Genomic DNA, 21,519 nt, shown 5'->3' with positions numbered 1-21,519 from the left:
ACCCGGCCTAACTTTCTGATTTTGGGGGGACTGTATCGGGGGTTGGGGGCCCCCCGGGGGGGTGCCCGCCTCCGCCGTTTCCGTACTCCACCGCACCGAATCTCCTCCGCCACGCGCAGTCCGGCCGCCCACGCCACCCGAAACCCGCGCCCACCGGCCACCCGTCGGCCACCCGCCCGCCGGTCGGCGCCGGTCCCCGCACGCGGCGCCCGCGTCCCCGGCGTCCCCGCGTCCCGCGAAGGTAACGCTTTGGTTGCCGCGGAAGCTCCGGCCATTGACGGCCCCCCGCCCCCCGGCCTAGTTTCCTCTCACCCCCGATAGGAAACTTTCCTAACAGTCCATCCAGGGGCCTCTCGCCGAAGGGCAGGTGCGTCGCCGTGGCCACTACCACTCCCGGTACACCGCGCGTACTCCGCGCGATGAACGACCGCGCGGCGCTCGATCTGCTGCTGGAGCACGGGCCCCTCTCCCGCACCAGGATCGGGAAGCTGACCGGGCTCTCCAAGCCCACCGCGTCCCAGTTGCTGGTGCGGTTGGAAGCGGCCGGGCTGGTCGTCGCCACCGGGACGACCGAGGGCAGGCCGGGCCCCAACGCCCAGCTGTACGCGGTCAACGCACGGGCCGCCTTCGCCGCCGGGCTCGATGTGACACCCCAGCGCATCCGCGCCGCCGTGGCCGACATCACCGGCGCGACGGTCGGGGAGTTCGAGCTGCTCACCCCGGGCCGCCGCGCCGAAAGTGTCGTACGCCAGGTGACGGAGGCCCTCGACGGTGCCGCGAAGGCGGCGGGGCTGACCCGGGCGGACATCCACCGGCTCGTGATCGGGACACCGGGCGCGTTCGACCCGTCCACCGGCCGGCTGCGGTACGCCTCGCATCTGCCCGGCTGGCATTCCCCCACGCTGCTCGACGAGCTGGCCGCCGCGCTGCCGATGCCCGTCGAGTACGAGAACGACGTCAATCTCGTCGCCCTCGCCGAGCAGCGGCTCGGGGTCGCCCACGGCCATGAGAACTTCATGCTGCTGTGGAACGAGGAGGGTCTCGGCGCCGCCCTCGTCATCGGCGGCAGGCTGCACCGCGGCTTCACCGGCGGGGCGGGTGAGGTCGGTTTCCTGCCGGTGCCGGGCACCCCGCTCGTACGGCAGGTGACCAAGGCCAACAGCGGGGGCTTCCAGGAACTGGCCGGCGCGCAGGCGCTGCCGCGCCTGGCCCGGGAGCTGGGGGTGACGGACGTCGGCCACGGCCACTACACCAAGGTCGCGACCGAGCTGGTCGCCAGGGCGGCCGAGGCCGGATCGGGCCCGTACCGACTGCTGCTCGACGCGTACGCGACCGGGCTGGCCACGGGGCTCGCGTCCATGGTCGCCGTACTCGATCCCGAACTCGTCGTCCTGTCCGGCGAGGTGATCACCGCGGGCGGGGAGCCACTGCGCGCCCGCGTCCAGGCGGAGCTGACGGAGCTGGCCGCCTCCCGGCCCCGGCTCGTGCTCGGTTCCGTACGCGAACACCCGGTCCTGCGCGGGGCGCTGGAGAGCGCCCTGGCCACCACGCGGGACGAGGTCTTCGACACCTCGGCACACTGACCGCCGCACCGCCGTACAACCGCACCACCGTTCGACAGCACCGCCGTACAACCGCACCACCAGCACCGCGACCACCGCACACGCACGACCCACCACGCACCACTGGAACCACCAGAACCACCAGAAACCAGCACCGCGACCACCGCACCCGGCACGGCACACACAACGGCACCCCTCGGCACCACCCGTACCGCCATCTCTCACCCCCGACCCGCCACAGGGAGACACCGCCATGTCCACACGCACCAGGAAGACAGCAGCGGCGCTGGCCGCGACCGCCGCGCTCGCCCTGTTCGCCTCGGCCTGTACGGGGTCGACCGAGAACGCGGCCGACGACGACCCCGACGCCAAGACCACCCTCACGCTCTGGCACGGCTGGTCCGCGCCCAGCGAGGTCAAGGCGATCCAGGACAACGTCAAGCGCTTCGAGGCCGCCCACAAGAACATCACGGTCAAGGTCGTCGGCAACATGACCGACGACAAGATCAACCAGGCGCTGCGGGCGGGCGGTTCGAAGGCCCCGGACGTGGTCTCGTCGTTCACGACGGACAGCGTGGGCAAGTTCTGCACGAGCGGCGCGTTCGTCGACCTCAAGCCGTTCCTGGAGAAGTCGAAGATCGACCCGGCGAAGGTCTTCCACAAGCCACTGCTGGACTACACGCAGTTCGAGGGCAATCAGTGCGCCCTGCCGCTGCTGAACGACGCGTACGGCCTCTACTACAACATCGACGCCTTCGAGGCGGCCGGGATCACCGCGCCGCCGAAGACGTGGAGCGAGTTCGAGAAAGTCGCCCAGAAGCTCACCAAGCCCAAGGGCGGCGGCTATGCGCAGCTCGGCTTCATGCCGAACTACCACGGCTACGAGACCACCCCGATGCACTACGCCTCGCAGTGGTCGCCGACCTACTTCGACGCCGACGGCAAGTCGAACATCGCCAAGGACCCGGCGTTCGCGAAGATGATGACCTATCAGAAGGGTCTCGTCGACAAGCTCGGCGGTTTCGCGAAGCTGGAGAAGTACCGGAACACCTTCGGTGACGAGTGGGGCGCCAAGCACCCCTTCCACACCGGCCAGGTCGCCATGCAGCTCGACGGGGAGTGGCGGCTCGGCATGGCCAAGGACGCGGGTGTGAAGTTCAGGATCGGCACCGCCCCGCTGCCCGTCGCCGACGACCAGGTCGCGGACTACGGCAAGGGCTATCTCTCCGGCACGATCATGGGCATAGCCTCCACCAGCAAGAAGCAGAACGCGGCGTGGGAGCTGGTGAAGTACATGACCACGGACACCGCCGCGGTGGTGGCCTTCTCCAACGGCATCCGGAACGTGCCTTCCACGATCGAGGCGCTGGATTCGCCCGACCTGAAGTTCGACCCCGCGTTCAAGACGTTCATCGACATCGCCAAGCACCCCAAGTCCAGCACCACCCCGGCGAACGTCGACGGCGGCGCCTACCAGGTGACGTTCCAGGACTTCGGCTACCAGTACGAGGCGGGCAAGGTGAAGGACCTCCAGGCCGGCCTGGAGAAGACGGCGAAGCAGATCGACACCGACATCGCGAAGCAGAAGTAGCCACCGGAACCACCGAGCGATGACCACGCACACCCTGCGTTCGAAGCGCCGCAGGTCGGCGCTTCGAACCGTGGCCTTTCTGTCGCCCTGGTTGATCGGCTTCAGCGTCTTCTTCGCGTATCCGCTGATCTCGACCGTCTACTTCTCCTTCATGAAGTACGACGGTTTCCGTCCGCCCACCCCCAACGGCCTGGAGAACTGGACCTACGTCTTCAGTGAGTACCGGCTGTTCTGGCCCGCGCTCCAGAACACGCTCTGGCTGGTCGTGGTGATGGTCACCTGCCGGGTGGTCTTCGGCCTCGGCATCGGTCTGCTCATCACCCGGATCAAGTCGGGTGCCGGGGTCTTCCGCACCCTGTTCTATCTGCCGTTCCTCGCGCCGCCGGTCGCCGCCACGCTGGCCTTCGTCTTCCTGCTCAACCCCGGTACGGGACCGGTGAACTCGATCCTCGACTCGGTCGGGCTGCCCAGCCCCGGCTGGTTCACCGATCCCGCCTGGTCCAAGCCGGCGCTCACGATGCTCGCGCTCTGGGGCATCGGCGATCTCATGGTGATTTTCATGGCGGCGCTGCTGGACGTCCCGAAGGAGCAGTACGAGGCGGCCGAGCTGGACGGCGCGTCGTCCTGGCAGCGCTTCCGCTTCGTGACCCTGCCGAACATCTCGCCGATCGTGATGTTCGCCGTGGTCACCGGAGTGATCCAGACGATGCAGTACTACACCCAGCCCCTGGTCGCGGGAAAGGTCGCGTCCGGGATCATCGGCGGCAGCGGGCAGCAGTTCGAGCCCGGCTACCCCGAGAAGTCCACGCTGACGCTGCCGCAGCTGATCTACAACATCGGCTTCCAGCGCTTCGACTACGGCGCGGCGGCGGTCATCGCACTCGTCCTGTTCGTGCTCTCCATGGCCTTCACCGCGCTTCTGATGCGCCGGCGCGGCGGCCTCGTACAGGTGGGTGACTGAGATGGCCCGAGTGCACGACAAGGAACCGGTGACGGACTCCGCGCCCGTCACGGCCGCCGGGCGGACGGCCCGCCGCAAGGCGCTGCTGCACTGGATCGCGGTCCACTCGCTCGGCATCGCCGCGGCGCTGTTCTTCGTCCTCCCCTTCGTGTTCGTCGTGCTGACCTCGCTGATGAGCGACCAGCAGACGCTCACCCGGGATCTGATCCCGACGAGCTGGGAGTGGGACAACTACACCAAGGTGCTCGACACTCCGGGCTTTCTGACCTGGTGGCGCAACACCCTGCTGTACGCGGGCCTCGGGACCGTCCTGACGGTGCTGTCCTCGATCCCGGTGGCGTACGCGCTCGCCAAGTTCCGCTTCCGCGGACAGCGGCTGGCGATGATGCTCGTCATCTCGATGATGATGCTGCCGCCGCAGGTCGTCATCATTCCCATGTACCTCTTCTGGGCGAAGGAGCTGGACCTCGCCGGCACCCTGTGGCCGCTGATCATCCCGATGGCGTTCGGTGACGCGTTCTCGATCTTCCTGCTGCGCCAGTTCCTGCTCACCATCCCCAACGAGTATCTGGACTCGGCGAAGGTGGACGGCTGCGGTGAACTGCGCACGCTGATCAGGATCGTGCTGCCGATGGCCAAGCCGGGCATCGCCGCGGTGGCGCTGTTCCAGTTCTTCTACGCCTGGAACGACTACTTCGGGCCGCAGATCTACGCCTCCGAGAACCCGGGCGCGTGGACGCTCAGTTACGGACTGGAGTCGTTCAAGGGAGCGCATCACACCGACTGGAATCTGACCATGGCCGCGACCGTCCTGGTCATGGCCCCCGTGATCATCGTGTTCTTCTTCGCCCAGAAGGCGTTCGTCGAAGGAGTCACACTGACCGGAGTGAAGGGCTAGACATCTATGAAGCTCGCTGTCGTGGGTGGCGGATCCACCTATACCCCGGAACTGATCGACGGCTTCGCCCGGCTGAGGGACACACTCCCCATCAGCGAACTGGTCCTCGTCGACCCCGACGTGGAGCGGCTCGGACTGGTCGGCGGCCTGGCGCGGCGGATCTTCGCCAAGCAGGAACACCAAGGAACAGTCGTCACCACCTCGGACACCGACGCGGGCGTCGCGGACGCCGACGCGGTCCTGCTCCAGCTGCGCGTCGGCGGCCAGGCGGCCCGTCTCCAGGACGAGACCTGGCCGCTGGAGTGCGGTTGCGTCGGCCAGGAGACGACGGGCGCGGGCGGCCTCGCCAAGGCGCTGCGGACCGTTCCCGTCGTCCTCGACATCGCCGAGCGGGTGCGGCGCACCAACCCGGACGCCTGGATCATCGACTTCACCAATCCCGTGGGGATCGTGACCCGGGCGTTGCTGCGGGCCGGCCACAGGGCCGTCGGGCTGTGCAACGTCGCCATCGGCTTCCAGCGGAAGTTCGCGCGGCTGCTGGACGTGAGCCCGTCCGACGTCCATCTCGACCATGTGGGGCTCAACCATCTGAGCTGGGAGACGGGCGTACGGATCGGGGGGCCCGGCGGCGCGGATGTGCTGCCGAAGCTGCTGGCCGAGCACGGTGAGGCGATCGCGGACGATCTGCGGCTGCCGCGGGTGCTCCTGGACCGGCTCGGTGTGGTCCCCTCGTACTATCTGCGCTACTTCTACGCGCACGACGAGGTCGTACGGGAGCTGGGGACCAAGCCCTCACGGGCCGCCGAGGTCGCCGAGATGGAGAAGCACCTCCTGAAGATGTACGGCGACCCGGCGCTCGACACCAAGCCCGAGCTGCTGGCGAAGCGGGGAGGGGCGTACTACTCGGAGGCGGCCGTGGATCTGGCGGCGTCGCTGCTGGGCGCGGGCGGCAGCCCGTACCAGGTGGTCAACACCCTCAACAACGGCACCCTGCCCTTCCTCCCGGACGACGCCGTCATCGAGACGCAGGCGGCCGTCGGCCCGCAGGGCGCGAACCCGCTCGCCGTGTCCGCCGTCGATCCGCTGTACGCGGGGCTCGCCGCCCAGGTCACCGCGTACGAGGACCTGGCGCTGGAGGCGGCCCTGCTCGGCGGGCGCGACCGTGTCTTCAAGGCGCTGCTGTCGCATCCCCTGATCGGCCAGTACGAGTACGCCGAGGCGCTCACGGACAAGCTGATCGCGCACAACCGGGAGCACCTCGCGTGGGCGTGACCGCTTCCGTCCTCGCCATCGACGCGGGCAACAGCAAGACCGACGTGGCCTTCGTCGACCGGGACGGATCGATCCTCGCGTCGGCGCGCGGACGCCATGGCTTCCAGCCGCCGAAGGTCGGTGTGGAGGCGGCGATCGACGCCCTCGCGGCGACCGTCGACGAGGCGCTCTGCCTGGCGCGGGCCCAGGGGCGGCCCATCGACGGGGCCGAGCACGTCTCGGCCTGTCTGGCCAATGTGGATCTGCCGGTGGAGGAGCGGGAGCTGACGGCGGCTCTGGCCGCGCGCGGGTGGGGGCGTACGACGGACGTACGGAACGACACGTTCGCGATCCTGCGAGCGGGGCTGGACGAGCCCCGCGGTGTGGCCGTCGTCTGCGGCGCGGGCATCAACTGCGTGGGCATGCTGCCGGACGGCCGTACCGCCCGCTTCCCCGCGATCGGCAAGATCTCCGGGGACTGGGGCGGCGGCCAGGGACTGGCGGAGGAGTCCCTGTGGCACGCGGCCCGCGCGGAGGACGGCCGGGGGGAGCCGACGGCCCTGGCGCGCACCCTGCCGGGGCACTTCGGGCTGGACTCCATGTACGCGCTGATCGAGGCGCTGCACCGGGGCGGTATCCCCTATGCCCGTACGCACGAGCTGACCCCGGTGCTCTTCGCGACCAGCGCGGCGGGCGACGCGGTGGCCCGGTCCCTGGTCCGCCGGCTGGCGGAGGAGGTCGTGTCGATGTCCACGGTCGCCCTCTCCCGCCTCGATCTCCTCGACGAGGAGGCACCCGTCCTGCTCGGCGGCAGCGTGCTCGCTGCCCGGCATCCCGAACTGGACGCCCAGATCACCGCCCTGCTCGCCGCGAAGGCCCCCAAGGCGTCGGCGGAGGTCGTGACGGCCCCGCCCGTCCTCGGCGCGATCCTGCTGGGTCTCGACCACACGGGGGCCCCACCGGAGTCCCGGGCCCGCCTGCGCTCCCACTTCACCGCCTGACGGTGCCGGGCGCGCCTCCCGTGCCCCACGGCTGCGGGAGGCGCGCCCGCGAACCTTCTCCCCCGGCACCGCCCCGGAGACCGCCCGGGAACGCCTCGATCCGCCCCGTGCACCGGGAACCGATCACGCGTGTGAAGCGTATTCACGGTGGGGAGATCACCCGCTGATCCATCGGCACAGGTTCAAGATCCAGTCAATCCTGCTGTGATTGTCGGCCATCGCGGCCATACTGACTGGCCAGGGGTCATCCCCCGACCCGCAGGGGAGCGGGCCGCCGTCAGCGACCAAGGGGGAGGTCTCGTGACAAACCCGCCGAATGTGCGCACCACGCCTCAGTCGGCCCCGGCGTCCACACCCACGCAGCCGCCCGGGGCGCCCGGCTCCGGGCCCGGCCCGTACTCGGGCATGCCGCCGCCGGGGGCGCCGCCTGCCGCCGCCTCGCTCCGGCGCGGCGCGCTCTCGGGGGCGACGACCCGGCTGCGTACCGCCGCGACGACCGAGCCGGGGCGGCTCCAGATCATCGGAGCCGTACTGGCCGCGCTGGTGGTCGCGTTCGGCGCGGTGACCGCGTTCGAGGTCTCCGGCCGCGCGTCCGCCGCCGACGACGTCGTCAGCCGCAGCCAGCCGCTGAGCGCGGACGCCGCGTCCGTCTACCGCTCACTGGCCGACGCGGACACGGCGGCGTCCAGCGGCTTCCTCGCGGGCGCCGTGAACGAACCCGCCGAGGTGCGCGAGCGGTACGAGAAGGACATCGCCCTCGCCTCCCGCCTGCTGATCAAGGCCGCGACGAACACGGACAGTTCGAGCGAGTCCGGCCGCCAGATCGCCACGCTGAACGAGCAACTGCCGGTGTACACGGGACGGATCGAGACGGCCCGTTCGTACAACCGCCAGGGTCTGCCGCTCGGCGGCGCGTATCTGCGCTTCGCCAACGAGCAGATGACCAAGGTGCTGCTGCCCGCCGCCCAGAAGCTGTACGACGCCGAGACGGCCCGTCTCGACCAGGACGACGAGGACGCCCGGTTCTGGCCGGTGTTCTCGCTCCTGGTGGGCGCGATCGCGCTGGGCACCCTCTTCTGGGCCCAGCGGCGCAACTACCGGCACACGAACCGGGTCTTCAACCACGGGCTGCTCGCCGCGACGGCCGCCTCGGCGGTCGTGCTGCTCTGGCTGGTCGTCGCGCACACCGTCGCCGGCGCGCAGTTGAACGAGGCGCGGACGAGCGGCCAGCAGTCCCTCAAGGTGCTGAACGACGCACGCATCAGCTCCCTGAAGGCCCGCGCCAATGAGAACCTCGTCCTGGTGGCCCGGGGCGCGGTGCTCACCGACGACGGCAAGAGCGACAAGTACGAGACCGAGTACGGGGAGAACATGCGCGACCTCGGCGAGGGTCTGAGCCGGGCGCAGCGCATGGCGGACGACCGCGAGGGCCGCGATCCCGTCCGGGCGGCGGCCACGAGTGTGAACGCGTGGCAGGAGAAGCACGAGAAGGTCAGCGCGACGGACAGGTCCGGTGACTACGACGGCGCGCTGGACAAGGTCATCGGCCAGAAGGGCTCCACCGGGCAGTCGTTCGACCAGGTGGACGCGGCGCTGGCGAAGGCACTGGCGCACGAGCAGCGGGAGTTCACCCGGGCCGCCGAGGACGGGCGGAGCGCTCTGGGCGGGCTGCCGATCGGGGCGGCCGTGCTCGGGGTCCTGGGCGCGCTCGGCGCGATCCTGGGCATCAGCCGCAGGCTTGCGGAGTACCGGTGAGAGGGGGAGGGATGACGGACAGGAACACCGAGCCGGGCAGCGGCCGCCCGCCGACCGGGGCCGGCGCGCACCCCGCGCCGGACTCCGGGCCCGGCGCGGGGTCCGCGTCCGGTCCGCCGGCCGGGGCCACGACCGGCCCGGCGGCCCGGCTCCCGGCCGGTGACGGGGACGGCTCCCGGCACGGCACCCGGGGCTTCCGGGCCCGCTTGCGGAGCGGCTTCGGCGCAGCCACGACCAGGGCGGGATCAAGGTCCGGGTCGGGGTCCGGGTCCGGGTCCGGGTCCGGTGAAGGCTTTACGCCGGGTGCGGCCACGGGCGGCTCCGGGACCGGGACCGGGGTGCGCGGAAACGGAACCACCGGGGCCGGGGCCGGCGCGGGCCGGTTCAGCTTCCGAGGCTGGGGCGGTGTCGCCGCGATGGCCGCCGCCTGCGCGGTGACCGCCGCCACGCTGATCCCGCTCTCCCAGGGCGCCGGGTCCGCCATCGCCGCTCACGGCGAGGGCGTGTCCGCGGCGACCCCCGCCAAGGCGAACACCACCTGTTCCACCCCGGAGGCGTCGCTCACCCCCTCGTCCGCCGACGGGCCGAACATCGACGCCATCAAGAAGCGCGGCAAGCTGATCGTCGGCGTCGACCAGAACAGCTACCGCTGGGGCTACCGCAACCCCGTGACCCGCAAGCTCGAAGGCTTCGACATCGATCTCGCCCGTGCCATCGCCGAGGACATCGTCGGCGACCGGGACGCCGTCATCTTCCGCGCCATCCCCACCAACCAGCGCATCCCCGCGCTGAACAACGGCACGGTGGACATCGTCGTCCGGACGATGACGATCAACTGCGCCCGTATCAAGCAGGTCGCGTTCTCCACCGCGTACTTCCAGGCCGGACAGCAGGTCCTCGCCTCCAAGAGCTCGCGCATCACCGGGTACAACACCTCGCTGAAGGGCAAGCGGGTCTGCTCCGCGGAGGGCTCGACCGCGTACGAGGCCCTGGAGAAGAACTCGTTCGGGGCGGTCTTCAAGGACACGAACGACGACAAGCCCGGGGACGAGGACATCCTCACCGTGCCGAACCAGCTCGACTGTCTGGTACGGCTCCAGGAGGGCCTCGTCGACGCGGTCGTCACGGACAACGCGCTCGGCGCGGGCCAGGCGGCCCAGGACCCGGCCGTCGGGCTGAAGGGCGGTCGGCCCTTCACCACCGAGTACTACGGCGTCGCCACCAAGCTCGGCAAGGACGACCTGGTCCGCCGGGTCAACCGGGTGCTGGAGGACTACCGCGGGACCCCCTGGACCGCCGCGTACGACAAATGGCTGAAAGCCGATCTGCCCGGCATATCGGGGCCGCCCGCGCCCAAGTACCGCACCGGCTGACCTACGAAAGAGGTGATCGATGGGCGTCGCTGGACCCTCCCCCGGCTCCGGAAGGACCCATGGGCCGGCGATGGACCGGGACGACGTGGACCGCGCCCTGGCGCGGCTGGGCGCCGAGCACGAGGCGATCGAGACCTCGCTGCTCGCCCTCCAGGACCACGCGGGCCGCAGGCTCCTCGAAGGCGCCGAGCTGACCGGGGTCACCAAGGACCGGTGGGCCTCCACCGAGCAGGCGATCACCCTGCTGTGGGGGTACTTCGACGCGTACACCACCGCCCTGGCCGACATCCGGGAGGTACGGGCCCGCCGCCGCTGGTCCAGCCGTGACGACCTGGTGGATCTGACGGAGCGGCTCCGGGGCCGCAGTGTGACCGTGGCCAACCCGGCCGCCCACACCTCGCCCTCGATCAGCGGGCCCGCCCGGCTCTCCGAGCAGTTCACCCTCGAAGAGCTGGTCGAGCGGATGAACGAGCTGTACGCGACCTCGCTCGACATGGTGGTGACGGCGGACGCGGTGTGGTCCGCGCTGCCCGCGCGGATCGACCTGCTCTCGGCGGAGCTCCAGCGCACCCGCTCGCTCGCGCGCTCCGTCGGCGTCCGGCCCGGTGAGCACCCGTCGGGCGACGAACTGGAGTCCATCACCCACGAGCTGTCCACACTGCGCACCCAGGTGATCTCCGACCCGCTGGCTTTCTGGCGTCCCGCGCCGGGCAGTTCCGCGCCCGGCGGCGGCCGCCCCGACACCGACCGCTACGACCGGGCGGCGCGCGCCCTGGAGGACGTCCGCCGGGAGATCGAGGCCGTACTGAGGGTCCGGCAGGACTCCGAGGAGCGGCTGATCCGGCTGCGCGACGTCCTCTCGCGCGCCGACCGGACCCTGACCGAGGCGCGGTCCGCGCGCGGTGAGGTACTGGCGAAGATCGCCGCGTCGGAGGTACCCGCGGTCAGCGGCCCGCCCACCGCGCTCCAGGAGCGGCTGGCCACCGCCGCCGAGTACCGCAGGCACTCCCAGTGGCACCGCCTCTCACCGCTCCTGGAGTCCCTGGAGCGGGAGGCCGAGGACGAACTGCTGCGGGCCCGCGAGTCCCTGACCGCCGTCACCGCCCCGCTCGCGGTCCGCGCCGAGCTGCGCGGGCGGCTGGACGCGTACAAGGCGAAGGTGGCCCGGCACGGGTTCGCGGAGGACCCGATGCTGATCGAGCGGTACGACGTGGCGCGCAGGATGCTGTGGAGCGCGCCGTGCGATCTCCGTGTCGCCGAGCAGGCGGTGCTCCGCTACCAGCAGGCCGCGGCGGAGGCCCTGGCCCACGCGGAGTCCGGACGGTCCGGGCCCGCCGACCGCAGGGGGGATTCGTGAGCGAGAGGCAGAGCTGCCAGCGGCCCGGCTGCGACGGCGGCTACGAGGACATGGGCGACGGCGAGCTGTACTGCGACACCTGCGGTCTCGCTCCCGTCGTCGCGGCGACCGGTGGCGGCACCGGCGGTACGGCCGGCTCCCGGGCCCGGGGCGGCGCGAGTTCCTCGGTACGGAACAGTTCGCGCGCCTCGTCCCGGGCGTCCTCCCGGTCCTCCTCGCGTTCGTCGACGTCGCGCCGGTCGGTCTCGGGCCGGCTGTCGAGGTCCCTGACCGGGTCCAGTACCTCGTCCCGCTCGGTCTCGGTGCGCGCCTCCGGCACCTCCGCCAAGGCGTCCGGCCGCAACCGCCTGGGCGCGGGCCTGGTGAGCGTGCCCGATGTGCCGCGCCCCGATCCGCGCTCCGCGGTGATGAGCGACCCCGAGGTCCCCGAGCGCAAGCGGTTCTGCTCCCGCTCCGACTGCGGGGCCCCGGTGGGGCGTTCACGCGGTGAGCGCGCCGGGCGTACGGAGGGGTTCTGCACCTCGTGCGGGCACCCGTACTCGTTCGTGCCCAAGCTGTCCGAGGGCGACATCGTGCGCGGCCAGTACGAGGTGGTGGGCTGTCTGGCCCACGGCGGTCTGGGCTGGGTCTATCTGGCGGTGGACCGCGCGGTCTCCGACCGGTGGGTCGTCCTCAAGGGCCTGCTGGACACCGGCGACCAGGACGCGATGGCCGCGGCGATCTCCGAGCGGCGCTTCCTCGCCGAGATCGAGCACTCGAACATCGTCCGTATCTACAACTTCGTCGAGCACCTCGACCAGCGGACCGGCTCCCTTGACGGCTACATCGTCATGGAGTACGTCGGCGGCAAGTCCCTCAAGGAGATCGCGAACGACCGGCGGGACGCCTCGGGCAAGCGCGATCCGCTGCCGGTCGAGCAGGCGTGCGCGTACGGCATCGAGGCGCTGGAGGCGCTCGGCCATCTCCACAGCAGGAACCTGCTGTACTGCGACTTCAAGGTCGACAACGCGATCCAGCAGCAGGACCAGCTGAAGCTGATCGACATGGGCGCGGTCCGGCGCATGGACGACGAGGAGTCCGCGATCTACGGCACGGTGGGCTACCAGGCCCCCGAGGTCGCGGAGAAGGGGCCGTCGGTCTCCTCGGACCTCTACACGGTCGCACGGACGCTCGCCGTTCTGACCTTCGACTTCCAGGGCTACACCAATGTGTTCGTGGACTCCCTGCCCGACCCGGACAACATCGAGGTCTTCCGGACGTACGAGTCCTTCTACCGGCTCCTCGTCCGGGCGACGGACCCGGACCCGGCGCGGCGGTTCGCCTCGGCGGAGGAGATGGCGGAGCAGCTGACGGGTGTTCTGCGGGAGGTCGTCGCACTGCAGACGGGGCGTCCGCGGCCCTCGCTGTCCACCCTGTTCGGGCCGGAACTGAAGGTCACGGACACGCAGCTGTTCGCGGAGCTGACGGACGACGTGTCGTCGCTGGGCGCGCGGGCGGTCACCCCGGGCAGGGGCCGGGGCAAGGGCGTGCGCGGGGCCCCGGCGCTTGCGGCGGGTTCGCCCGCCGGAGCCCCGCCAACCGGGGTACCGCTCGCCGGAACCGCGCCTTCCGGAGGTGCGCTGCCCGGGGGCGCCCCCGGCGGAGCCCTCGGGGTCGGCGGCCTGCCCGGCGGGGCCCTGCCCGGGGGCGCGATCCCGAACCAGGCGGGTCCGGGCGGGGCGATCCAGGGCGCGGCGGGTGCGGGAACCCCCGGCGGCCCCGGTGCTCCCGGTACGCCCGGCGCAGTCGTGCCCGCCGCCGGAGCCGGCACGGGCGGAGCCATCGGGTACGGGCCGGGCGGCGCGGCCCTGAGCGCCAGGCTCGCACCGACCCTCGTCGCGCTCGACACCTCCGCCGTGTCCCTCGCGCTCCCGGTCCCCCGGGTCGCCCCGGACGACCCGAACGCGGGATTCCTCGCCGGTCTGATGGCCGCCGCCCCCGCCGAGCTGATCGCCGCCCTCCGGTCGGCTCCCGCACCCTCCCCCGAGACCCGGCTGCGTGAGCTGCGGGCCCGCCTGGAGATGGGCGAACCGGACGCGGCCGCCGGGGCCCTGACGGAGCTGGAGGAGAGGTACGCGGACGACTGGAGGGTCGTCTGGTACCGCGGAATGACCTCTCTGGTGACCGGGGACCACGAGGCGGCGGCGCTCTCCTTCGACGCGATCTACGACGCGTTCCCCGGCGAGCCCGCGCCCAAGCTCGCGCTCGGTGTCTGCGCCGAGGTCCTCGGCCAGCTGGACAACGCGGCGGAGTACTACCGCCTGGTGTGGACGACCGACCCGAGCTACGTCAGCGCCGCGTTCGGCCTGGCCAGGGTGCAGCTCGCCGCCGGTGACCGGGCCGGTGCCGTACGGACGCTGGAGTCCGTGCCGGAGGCGTCGATCCACTACACGGCGGCCCGGGTCGCCGCCGTGCGCTCCAGGCTGCGGCGCCGCGCCGCGCACGATCCGCTGATCGACGATCTGTCGGCCGCGGCGGCGCAGGTGGAGGCGCTGCGGAACTTCGGACTGGACCCGGTGCGCCGCGAGCAGTTGTCCACAGAGGTACTCGGCACGGCACTGGACTGGGTACTCTCCGGTAGTCCCGGAGCACCGCCGTCCGTACCGGGTTCGGCGAGCACGTCCCGGCGGGCAGGCGTCCCGTCCGTACTGCTCGGCAGCGAACTGGACGAACGCGGCCTCCGCTTCGGGCTGGAACGCTCGTACCGGGTCCTCGCCCGGCTCGCCCAGCAGGGTGAGGAGCGGATGGATCTGGTGGAGCGCGCGAACCGCTTCCGCCCCCGGACGTGGGTGTGATCGATGGCGTCGCAGATGCAGCAGTCGGCCGGGGCGTCCTGCCCCGGCTGCGGCGAACCGGTGGAGGTGGACGACCGCTTCTGCGGCGCGTGCGGTCACGACCTGTCGGCCGTGCCCGCGCGGCCGCCCGGCTCCGACCGCCCGACCCTCGCGATCGGGACCCCGGTGCGGTGGCCGGCCGCCACCGGCACGGACAGCCGGGGCACGCCCGCGCCGCTCCACCGCCCCGGTGACCTCCCGGGCGTGGACTCGGCGGGCGCGTACCTCCCGCCCCACGGCGATACGGGGGCGGGACCCGGCGCCACGGCCGGCGCTCCGGGCTTCCGGGCCCCCGGCGGCCCGGAAGCCCCCCGTTCGGGAGCCGTCCCCGGCCCTGGATCGGCCCCCGGATCCGGCGTCGGCGCCTCGACGAGCGTCCCGAGCCCTCCGGGTGGCGGGCGCTTCCCCGCGTCCGCCCACGACGAGGGCGCGTACCTCCCGCCCCACGGCGGGGATCCGGGCGGAAGCAGACCGTCCCCCTCCGTGGGTCCGGACGGGGAGCAGCAGGGCGTGTACGGCGGCACCGGCGCGCATTCACACGTCGGCGGCGCGCCGGGCGCGCCCCGGGCTCCCCTGACCGGTGAGGGGCCGGGCGCGCCGGGTACCACGGGACGGCCCTCTTCCGGTATCGCGGGGATCCCGAGCGGAGTGGGCGGCGACCACCCGCCCCGGGCCGGGCACCCGCAGGAGGCCGGCCGGTCCGGCGGCGGGCAGCAGCCCGTCTCCGCCGCGCGCCACGGCGGTCCATGGGCGTCCGGAGCGCCGGACATTCCCCCGGGCAGTACGCCCGGCCCGGCCTCCGGGGACTTCGAACTGGCCGATCCGACGCCACAGGGGCCGGGCCGGCAGCCGACCGGGCACCCGCCGTCCGCCCATCGGTCGTCCGGCCGTCAGCCGTCCGGGCCGCACGAGCCCGCCCGCGAGGAGCCGGCGCCGCACGGGGCGGCCCCCCTGGAGTCCGTACCCGCGGAAGCGGCTCCGCCGGAGTCCGTACCGCGGGAGCGTGCCGCCGCCGATCCGCGCGCGGCGGGAGCGGTGTCCCGGGGCGGCGGCGGTGAGAAGGTCTGCGTGGCCTGCCGGGCCGGGCACGTCGACACCGACGGGTACTGCGAGAACTGCGGTCACGCCCAGCCCCGCGAGCGGGACCACATGGAGCGGGAGCTGGACGCGGTCGCGGCCGTCAGCGACCGCGGGCTGCGCCACCACCGCAACGAGGACGCGTTCGCGGTGTCGACCACCGTGCTGCCCGACGGTTCACCGGCCGTGGTGGCGATCGTCTGCGACGGCGTCTCCTCGGCGACCCGGCCCGACGAGGCGTCACAGGCCGCCGCCAGCGCGGCGAACGAGCTGCTGCTGGAGGTGCTGCCGCGCGGCACCCACCCCCAGCAGGCCATGCGGGATGCGATCGTCGCCGCCGCGACGGCGGTCAACTCCCTGGCCGCACACGTCCCGCACGGCGACGCGATGGACCACGACCCGCAGCGCCATCAGAACGCGCCCGCCTGCACGATCGTCGGGGCCGTCTCGGCGGGCGGACTGCTGATCGTCGGCTGGGTCGGGGACAGCCGGGCCTACTGGGTGCCCGACGACCGCGGCGGACCCGCCGCCCGGCTCACCGAGGACGACTCCTGGGCGGCCCAGATGGTCGCGGCGGGCCTGATGAGCGAGGAGGAGGCGTACGCGGACGAGCGGGCCCACGCCATCACCGGCTGGCTGGGGGCCGACGCGTACGAACTGGACCCGCACACCGCGGCCTACAAGCCGGACCGCCCCGGAGTGGTCGTGGTCTGCACGGACGGCCTGTGGAACTACGCGGAAGCCGCCGACGAGATGGCCAGGGCGATCCCGGCCGACGCCGCCGCCCGCCCGCTGCACAGCGCCCAGGTGCTGGTCGGGCACGCCCTCGACGGCGGCGGCCACGACAACGTCACGGTGGCGGTCCTGCCGTTCGCGGTGGCGCGGCAAGGGGCGGGATCGGCCCACACCATCTGACCAGGGCGTGCATCCGTACGTGTTCACCGGCACGCGCCCGTGCCGGCCGCCACCCGAGACCCGAACCGGATCACGCCGACCAGGACCGACCCACGCGCCGACCTCCCGCCCCTCACGAGCCCGCCCCACGGCCGCACCACCCCGCAGACCGCAGCACCGCACACCACACCGCAGCTGTCACCCGGACCCTGCCCGTCTCCGACTTCCCCGCTGACCGACTCTCCCGAGTGGAGTGCTCAAGGAGCCCATCAGATGGCCAATTTTTCCAAGTCCCAGGTGCCTCAGTTCTCCGTCGACGTGTACCAGAACGAGTTCCTGCCGGAGGGCGGCCGCGAGGTGAGCGCGATCGTGACCGTCACCTCCACCGGCGGCGGCACCAGCGGCGGGGCTCCACTGGCGGGCGCCGCCGCGTCACCGTCCGCGATACCCTCGCCCACCGCCGGCGCCGCCGTCGTGATCATGGTCGACGCCTCCGGTTCGATGGACTACCCGCCGACCAAGATGCGGAACGCCCGTGACGCCACGGCCGCGGCGATCGACACCCTGCGCGACGGCGTGGAGTTCGCGGTGATCTCGGGTACGCATCTGGCCGCCCAGATCTATCCCCGCGGCGACCGTCTCGCGGTCGCGGGACGCGAGACGCGCGCGGAGGCGAAGGAGGCACTGCGGCGGCTGACCGCGGGCGGCGGCACCGCGATCGGCACCTGGCTGCGGCTGGCGGACCGGCTGCTGGCCACCTCCGAGAGCCCGATCCGGCACGGCATCCTGCTGACCGACGGCCGCAACGAGCACGAGTCGCCGAAGGACCTGCGATCGGCGCTGGACGCCGTGGCCGGCCGGTTCACCTGTGACGCACGGGGCGTCGGGACGGACTGGGAGGTCAAGGAGGTCACCGGCATCGCGTCCGCGCTGCTCGGCACGGCGGACATCGTGGCCGATCCGGCCCATCTCGCCGCCGACTTCACCGGAATGATGGAGAACGCGATGGGCAAGGAGGTCGCGGACGTGGCTCTGCGGCTGTGGACGCCCGTCGGTGTGGAGATCAAGTTCGTCAAGCAGGTGGCCCCCACGGTCGAGGAACTGACCGGCCGGCGTACGCAGGCGGGTCCCCGCGCCGGGGACTATCCGACCGGTTCCTGGGGTGACGAGTCCCGTGACTATCACGTCTGCGTCCAGGTCCCGGAGGCCGGCATCGGCCAGGAGATGCTGGCGGCGCGTGCCTCGCTGATCATCCCGGCCCCCGACGGCGGCACACCCGAGGTGCTCTCGCAGGGACTGATCCGGGCGGTGTGGACGGACGACATGGCGGCTTCCACCTCCATCAATCCGCAGGTGGCGCACTACACCGGCCAGGCCGAACTGGCGCAGGTCATCCAGCAGGGTCTGGATGCCCGCAAATCCGGTGATTTCGATGGCGCGACGGCCAAATTGGGCCGTGCCGTACAGCTGGCGGCTGCATCCGGGAACGAGGACACTGCGAAACTGCTTTCGAAGGTGGTGGACGTCGTCGACGCGGCGACGGGTACTGTGCGACTGAAAGCGAAGGTCGCGGACGCCGATGAGATGACACTCGAAACGCGTTCCACCAAGACGGTTCGTGTGAAGAAGTAGTTCTGAGCAGCGGCCCTCGGGGCCGGACGAGGAGAGGGGGAGGCGTCTCCATGCCGACCTGCCCGAACGGACACCAGTCGGGTTCCGACGACTGGTGCGAAGTCTGTGGCCATCGCATGGCCGCCCCCGGCGCTCCGGCGGGGACCGCCCCGCCGCCCCCTCCGCCGTCGTCCGGTTACGGCTACGGCTACCCGGGCCCGGGTGACCCGAACGCCACGGCCCACGCGGAGCTGTGCCCGCAGTGCCGCACCCCGCGCGAGGCGATGGCGCCGTACTGCGAGGAGTGCCGGTACAACTTCCTGACGCACACGGCGACCTCGTACACACCGCTGGCACCGGCCCCGCAGCCGCCGGGACCGCATCTCCCGGCGGGCTTCACCAACCAGCCTGCGCAGCAGCAGCCACCCGCGCCGCCGCAGGGTCCGAGGCCGCAGGATCCGGGTCCCCAGGGCGGGACACCGCAGGGCCCCGGGCCCGGCCAGGGGCACGACGCTTACGACTACCGGGGCTCACGGCCCTCGCAGCTGAACCGGCCGGCCGAGCCGTTGCACGAGGGGCAGGCGCATCAGCCGCCGCCTCCGTCGTTCCAGCAGGGGCCGCCTCCTCCGCCGCCGTTCACGGGCGGTCAGGACCCCCGGGGCCCGGGGCAGCAGAGCCCTCCGCCGTATCAGCAGCAGTCCGCTCCCCCCGCCGCCCCGCAGCAGACGGTCGGTACGGACGACTGGACCCTGCCGCCGCCCTCGCAGCCGCAGTCGCCGCACGGGCCGGGACAGCAGGGTGGTCCGCCGTCGTACCAGCAGCAGCCGGCGCCGCCGCAGTACGGCCGGCCCGACCAGGGCCAAGGACATGCCCAGGGCCAGGGGCACGGGCAGGGACATGCGCAGGGGCACGGCCAAGGACCGGGTCCCGGTCAGCACCAGTCGCCGCCGTCGTATCAGCACCCGGGCGGCTGGACGGCCGTCATCGGGCCCGACCGTGAGTACTTCATGGCGATGATGCAGCGCAGCGGCCCCGACGCGAGCGGGCTGAATCTGCCCGCGTACTCCCCCGAGCAGCACCTTCCGCTGGTGGGGAACCAGATCACCATCGGCCGGCGCCGGGTCTCCACCGGTGAGTCGCCCGACATCGATCTGTCCGTGCCGCCGGAGGACCCGGGTGTCTCGCACCAGCACGCCCTCCTGGTGCAGCAGTCCGACGGCTCCTGGTCGGTCGTCGACCAGAACTCCACCAACGGCACCACGCTCAACGGCGCGGAGGACCCGATCCAGCCCTATGTGCCCGTGCCGCTGAACGACGGCGACCGGGTCCACGTCGGCGCCTGGACGACGATCACGATCCGCCGCGGCTGAGCCGGACCCGGGCCGGGGCACACCCGGCCCGGCTCCCGGAGCTTCGGAGAACCGGGCCGGATCCGGGCCTGCGGGAACCCGGCGCATGGGTCCAGGGCCCATGCGGGTCCAGGGGTCACGGAGCCTTCGAAAAATGGCCTTCGGACAGTGGTCCCGGCAGCAGGTCCTCACCCGGCGGCCTGGTGACCGAGCGGCCAGATGTACGGTCCTCCGGGGTCGTCCAGCCAGGCCCACTGATGACGCCCGCTGACCGTGATCCCGAACCGGTCCCGGCGCGGGCGCCGCTCACGCTCCCACAGGGACAGCGCCTCCCGTGGATCGAGGCTCCCCTCGGTCAGCGTGAGCAGGAAGCGGAAGAGGTCGTTCTCGATCGCGCGCCGGGGCAGCCTGCCGGAGCGTCCTTCCGGTGGAGCGCCTCCCCCGCGCAGCGGGACGAAGTACGCGGAGGTCCGCAGGAAGCGCCCCTCGGCGAAGCGCCCCCGGCTGTCGTCCCGTACACGAAGGGCGATCAGCCCGGTGGAGAGCGGGGCGAGGATCCGCGCCTCCGGGCGGCACTGCGGCAGCCAGTCGTACGGGATCGACGGCAGGGTGCAGGTCGCGATGATCCGGTCGAAGGGGGCACGGCCGGGGCAGCCCCGGGCGCCGTCCCCGGTGACGACGGCGGGGCGGTAGCCCGCGGCCGCGAGATGCGCGCGCGCCGACTCGGTGATCTCCGGCTCCACGTCGATGGTCGTCACATGCTCGTCGCCGAGCCGGTGGCACAGCAGCGCCGCGTTGTAGCCGGTGCCCGCGCCGATCTCCAGGACGTCGTCCCCGTACCGGACCTCCAGCGCCTCCAGCATCCTCGCCATCAGGGACGGCTGGCTGCTGGAGGAGATCAGCTCGCCGTCGCGCACCCGGGTGGCCAGGGGCCCGTCGTAGTAGGCCCCGCGCAGCCAGCGCTCGCGGCGCGCGGGGTCGGGGTCCTCGTTCCACAGCCGCTCGTAGGTGCCGGCCCAGTTGACGTAGTAGTACGGCACGAACAGATGCCGGGGGACCTCCTCGAACGCGAGGCGCCAGGCGGGGTCGCTCAGCCCTCCTTCGGCGGCGATCACCCGCACCATCGCCGCGCGCGCCTCGTCGGCGGGCTCGGCATACCGTTCCAGGTGCGTACCCATATCTCCACTGTGCTGCGCCGCCGCGACGGACGCGAGCACCCCGGCCGCACGGCGGGATCACGGCCGGTCGGCGGCCGGCCATGGGCTCCCGGCCGGACCACGGCCACGGCCCCCGGACCCGTACACGGCGGTACGGGCGCCCCGGACCCCGTCCCGCGCCCCGGCATCGGCCCGGCACCCGTAGCGGCCCCTTCACCCGACCCGTGACGTCACCCGACCCACGGCGTCACCGGCCCCGTGACGTCACCCGACCCGGTGGCGGGCCGGGACCGGACTCACGGGCTCCGGCCGGAAGGCTCCCGGTACCCGGGGGCGACGGCGGAGAGAGGTCCTAGGCCCCGAGTCCTCGGCCGGTCGGTCTGAGACCATGGACGGGTGACTGAGATTCCGCGCGGCACCCTTCAAGAGCAGACCTTCTATGAGCAGGTCGGCGGTGAGGAGACGTTTCGCCGGCTGGTGCACCGTTTCTACCAGGGCGTCGCCGACGACCCGCTGCTGCGGCCGATGTACCCGGAGGAGGACCTGGGCCCCGCCGAGGACCGGTTCGCGCTGTTCCTGATGCAGTACTGGGGCGGGCCCCGCACCTACACCGAGAACCGCGGCCACCCCCGGCTGCGCATGCGGCATGTGCCCTTCCGGGTCGACCGGGCCGCGCACGACGCCTGGCTGAAGCACATGCGGGTCGCCGTCGACGAGCTGGAGCTGTCGCCGGAGCACGAGCAGCAGCTGTGGAAGTATCTGACCTACGCCGCGGCCTCCATGGTGAACACCGAGGGCTGACCGGTTTC

General features: G+C 72.2%; 15 protein-coding genes and 1 pseudogene. 15 read left to right on the top strand and 1 reads right to left on the bottom strand.

Annotated elements, in window-relative coordinates:
* Window positions 1–419 precede the first annotated feature (419 nt).
* The 14 genes and pseudogenes from ACFYT4_RS14270 (at window position 420) to ACFYT4_RS14205 (ending at window position 19,574) form a co-directional block, all read left to right on the top strand.
* Complete coding sequence (locus ACFYT4_RS14270; protein WP_389268062.1) at window positions 420–1,583, top strand: ROK family protein; 1,164 nt, start codon at window positions 420–422, stop codon at window positions 1,581–1,583.
* A 232-nt stretch (window positions 1,584–1,815) separates the two neighbouring features.
* Window positions 1,816–3,153: an ABC transporter substrate-binding protein gene (locus ACFYT4_RS14265; protein ID WP_389268036.1), complete on the top strand. Its 1,338-nt coding sequence runs from the start codon at window positions 1,816–1,818 to the stop codon at window positions 3,151–3,153.
* 19 nt (window positions 3,154–3,172) lie between these two features.
* Window positions 3,173–4,114 (top strand): carbohydrate ABC transporter permease, encoded by a 942-nt coding sequence (locus tag ACFYT4_RS14260; RefSeq protein ID WP_389268034.1) that lies wholly within the window; start codon window positions 3,173–3,175, stop codon window positions 4,112–4,114.
* Window position 4,115: 1 nt separating this feature from the next.
* Entirely contained in the window at window positions 4,116–5,012 is an 897-nt protein-coding gene (locus ACFYT4_RS14255; protein ID WP_389268032.1) for a carbohydrate ABC transporter permease, read from the top strand.
* Between the two features lie 6 nt (window positions 5,013–5,018).
* Window positions 5,019–6,284: a 6-phospho-beta-glucosidase gene (locus tag ACFYT4_RS14250; protein ID WP_389268030.1), complete on the top strand. Its 1,266-nt coding sequence runs from the start codon at window positions 5,019–5,021 to the stop codon at window positions 6,282–6,284.
* Window positions 6,275–7,264, top strand: coding sequence for an N-acetylglucosamine kinase (locus tag ACFYT4_RS14245; protein WP_389268028.1), 990 nt, complete (start codon window positions 6,275–6,277; stop codon window positions 7,262–7,264). Before ACFYT4_RS14250 ends, ACFYT4_RS14245 begins: the two co-directional genes overlap by 10 nt.
* A gap of 300 nt (window positions 7,265–7,564) precedes the next feature.
* Window positions 7,565–9,019: a hypothetical protein gene (locus ACFYT4_RS14240; RefSeq protein WP_389268026.1), complete on the top strand. Its 1,455-nt coding sequence runs from the start codon at window positions 7,565–7,567 to the stop codon at window positions 9,017–9,019.
* Window positions 9,020–9,357: 338 nt separating this feature from the next.
* Window positions 9,358–10,392, top strand: a complete 1,035-nt coding sequence (locus tag ACFYT4_RS14235; RefSeq protein WP_389268024.1) for a glutamate ABC transporter substrate-binding protein — start codon at window positions 9,358–9,360, stop codon at window positions 10,390–10,392.
* 19 nt (window positions 10,393–10,411) lie between these two features.
* Window positions 10,412–11,749: a hypothetical protein gene (locus tag ACFYT4_RS14230; RefSeq protein ID WP_389268022.1), complete on the top strand. Its 1,338-nt coding sequence runs from the start codon at window positions 10,412–10,414 to the stop codon at window positions 11,747–11,749.
* A gap of 50 nt (window positions 11,750–11,799) precedes the next feature.
* Window positions 11,800–14,583: a tetratricopeptide repeat protein gene (locus ACFYT4_RS14225; protein WP_389268060.1), complete on the top strand. Its 2,784-nt coding sequence runs from the start codon at window positions 11,800–11,802 to the stop codon at window positions 14,581–14,583.
* Window positions 14,584–14,586: 3 nt separating this feature from the next.
* Window positions 14,587–14,679: pseudogene (locus tag ACFYT4_RS14220) on the top strand (zinc ribbon domain-containing protein); the annotation flags it as partial.
* Between the two features lie 453 nt (window positions 14,680–15,132).
* The gene (locus tag ACFYT4_RS14215) at window positions 15,133–16,614 is read left to right on the top strand and encodes a protein phosphatase 2C domain-containing protein (protein WP_389268058.1); all 1,482 of its coding nucleotides are present in this window, start codon (window positions 15,133–15,135) and stop codon (window positions 16,612–16,614) included.
* Between the two features lie 252 nt (window positions 16,615–16,866).
* The gene (locus ACFYT4_RS14210) at window positions 16,867–18,225 is read left to right on the top strand and encodes a VWA domain-containing protein (protein ID WP_389268020.1); all 1,359 of its coding nucleotides are present in this window, start codon (window positions 16,867–16,869) and stop codon (window positions 18,223–18,225) included.
* A 50-nt stretch (window positions 18,226–18,275) separates the two neighbouring features.
* Window positions 18,276–19,574: an FHA domain-containing protein gene (locus ACFYT4_RS14205; protein WP_389268018.1), complete on the top strand. Its 1,299-nt coding sequence runs from the start codon at window positions 18,276–18,278 to the stop codon at window positions 19,572–19,574.
* Window positions 19,575–19,741: 167 nt separating this feature from the next.
* On the opposite strand, the gene ACFYT4_RS14200 is transcribed toward ACFYT4_RS14205, so the two are convergent.
* Window positions 19,742–20,731 (bottom strand): methyltransferase domain-containing protein, encoded by a 990-nt coding sequence (locus tag ACFYT4_RS14200; protein ID WP_389268016.1) that lies wholly within the window; start codon window positions 20,729–20,731, stop codon window positions 19,742–19,744.
* Between the two features lie 375 nt (window positions 20,732–21,106).
* On the opposite strand from ACFYT4_RS14200, the gene ACFYT4_RS14195 reads away from it, so the two are divergent.
* On the top strand, window positions 21,107–21,511 hold the full coding sequence (locus ACFYT4_RS14195) for a globin (protein WP_389268014.1): 405 nt from the start codon (window positions 21,107–21,109) through the stop codon (window positions 21,509–21,511).
* Window positions 21,512–21,519 lie beyond the last annotated feature (8 nt).

It is taken from the genome of Streptomyces sp. NPDC004609 (genome assembly GCF_042873655.1).
In the GTDB taxonomy this organism is placed as follows: domain Bacteria; phylum Actinomycetota; class Actinomycetes; order Streptomycetales; family Streptomycetaceae; genus Streptomyces.
Note: the sequence above shows the minus strand (reverse complement) of the source record. Positions and strands in the feature narration are given on the sequence as shown.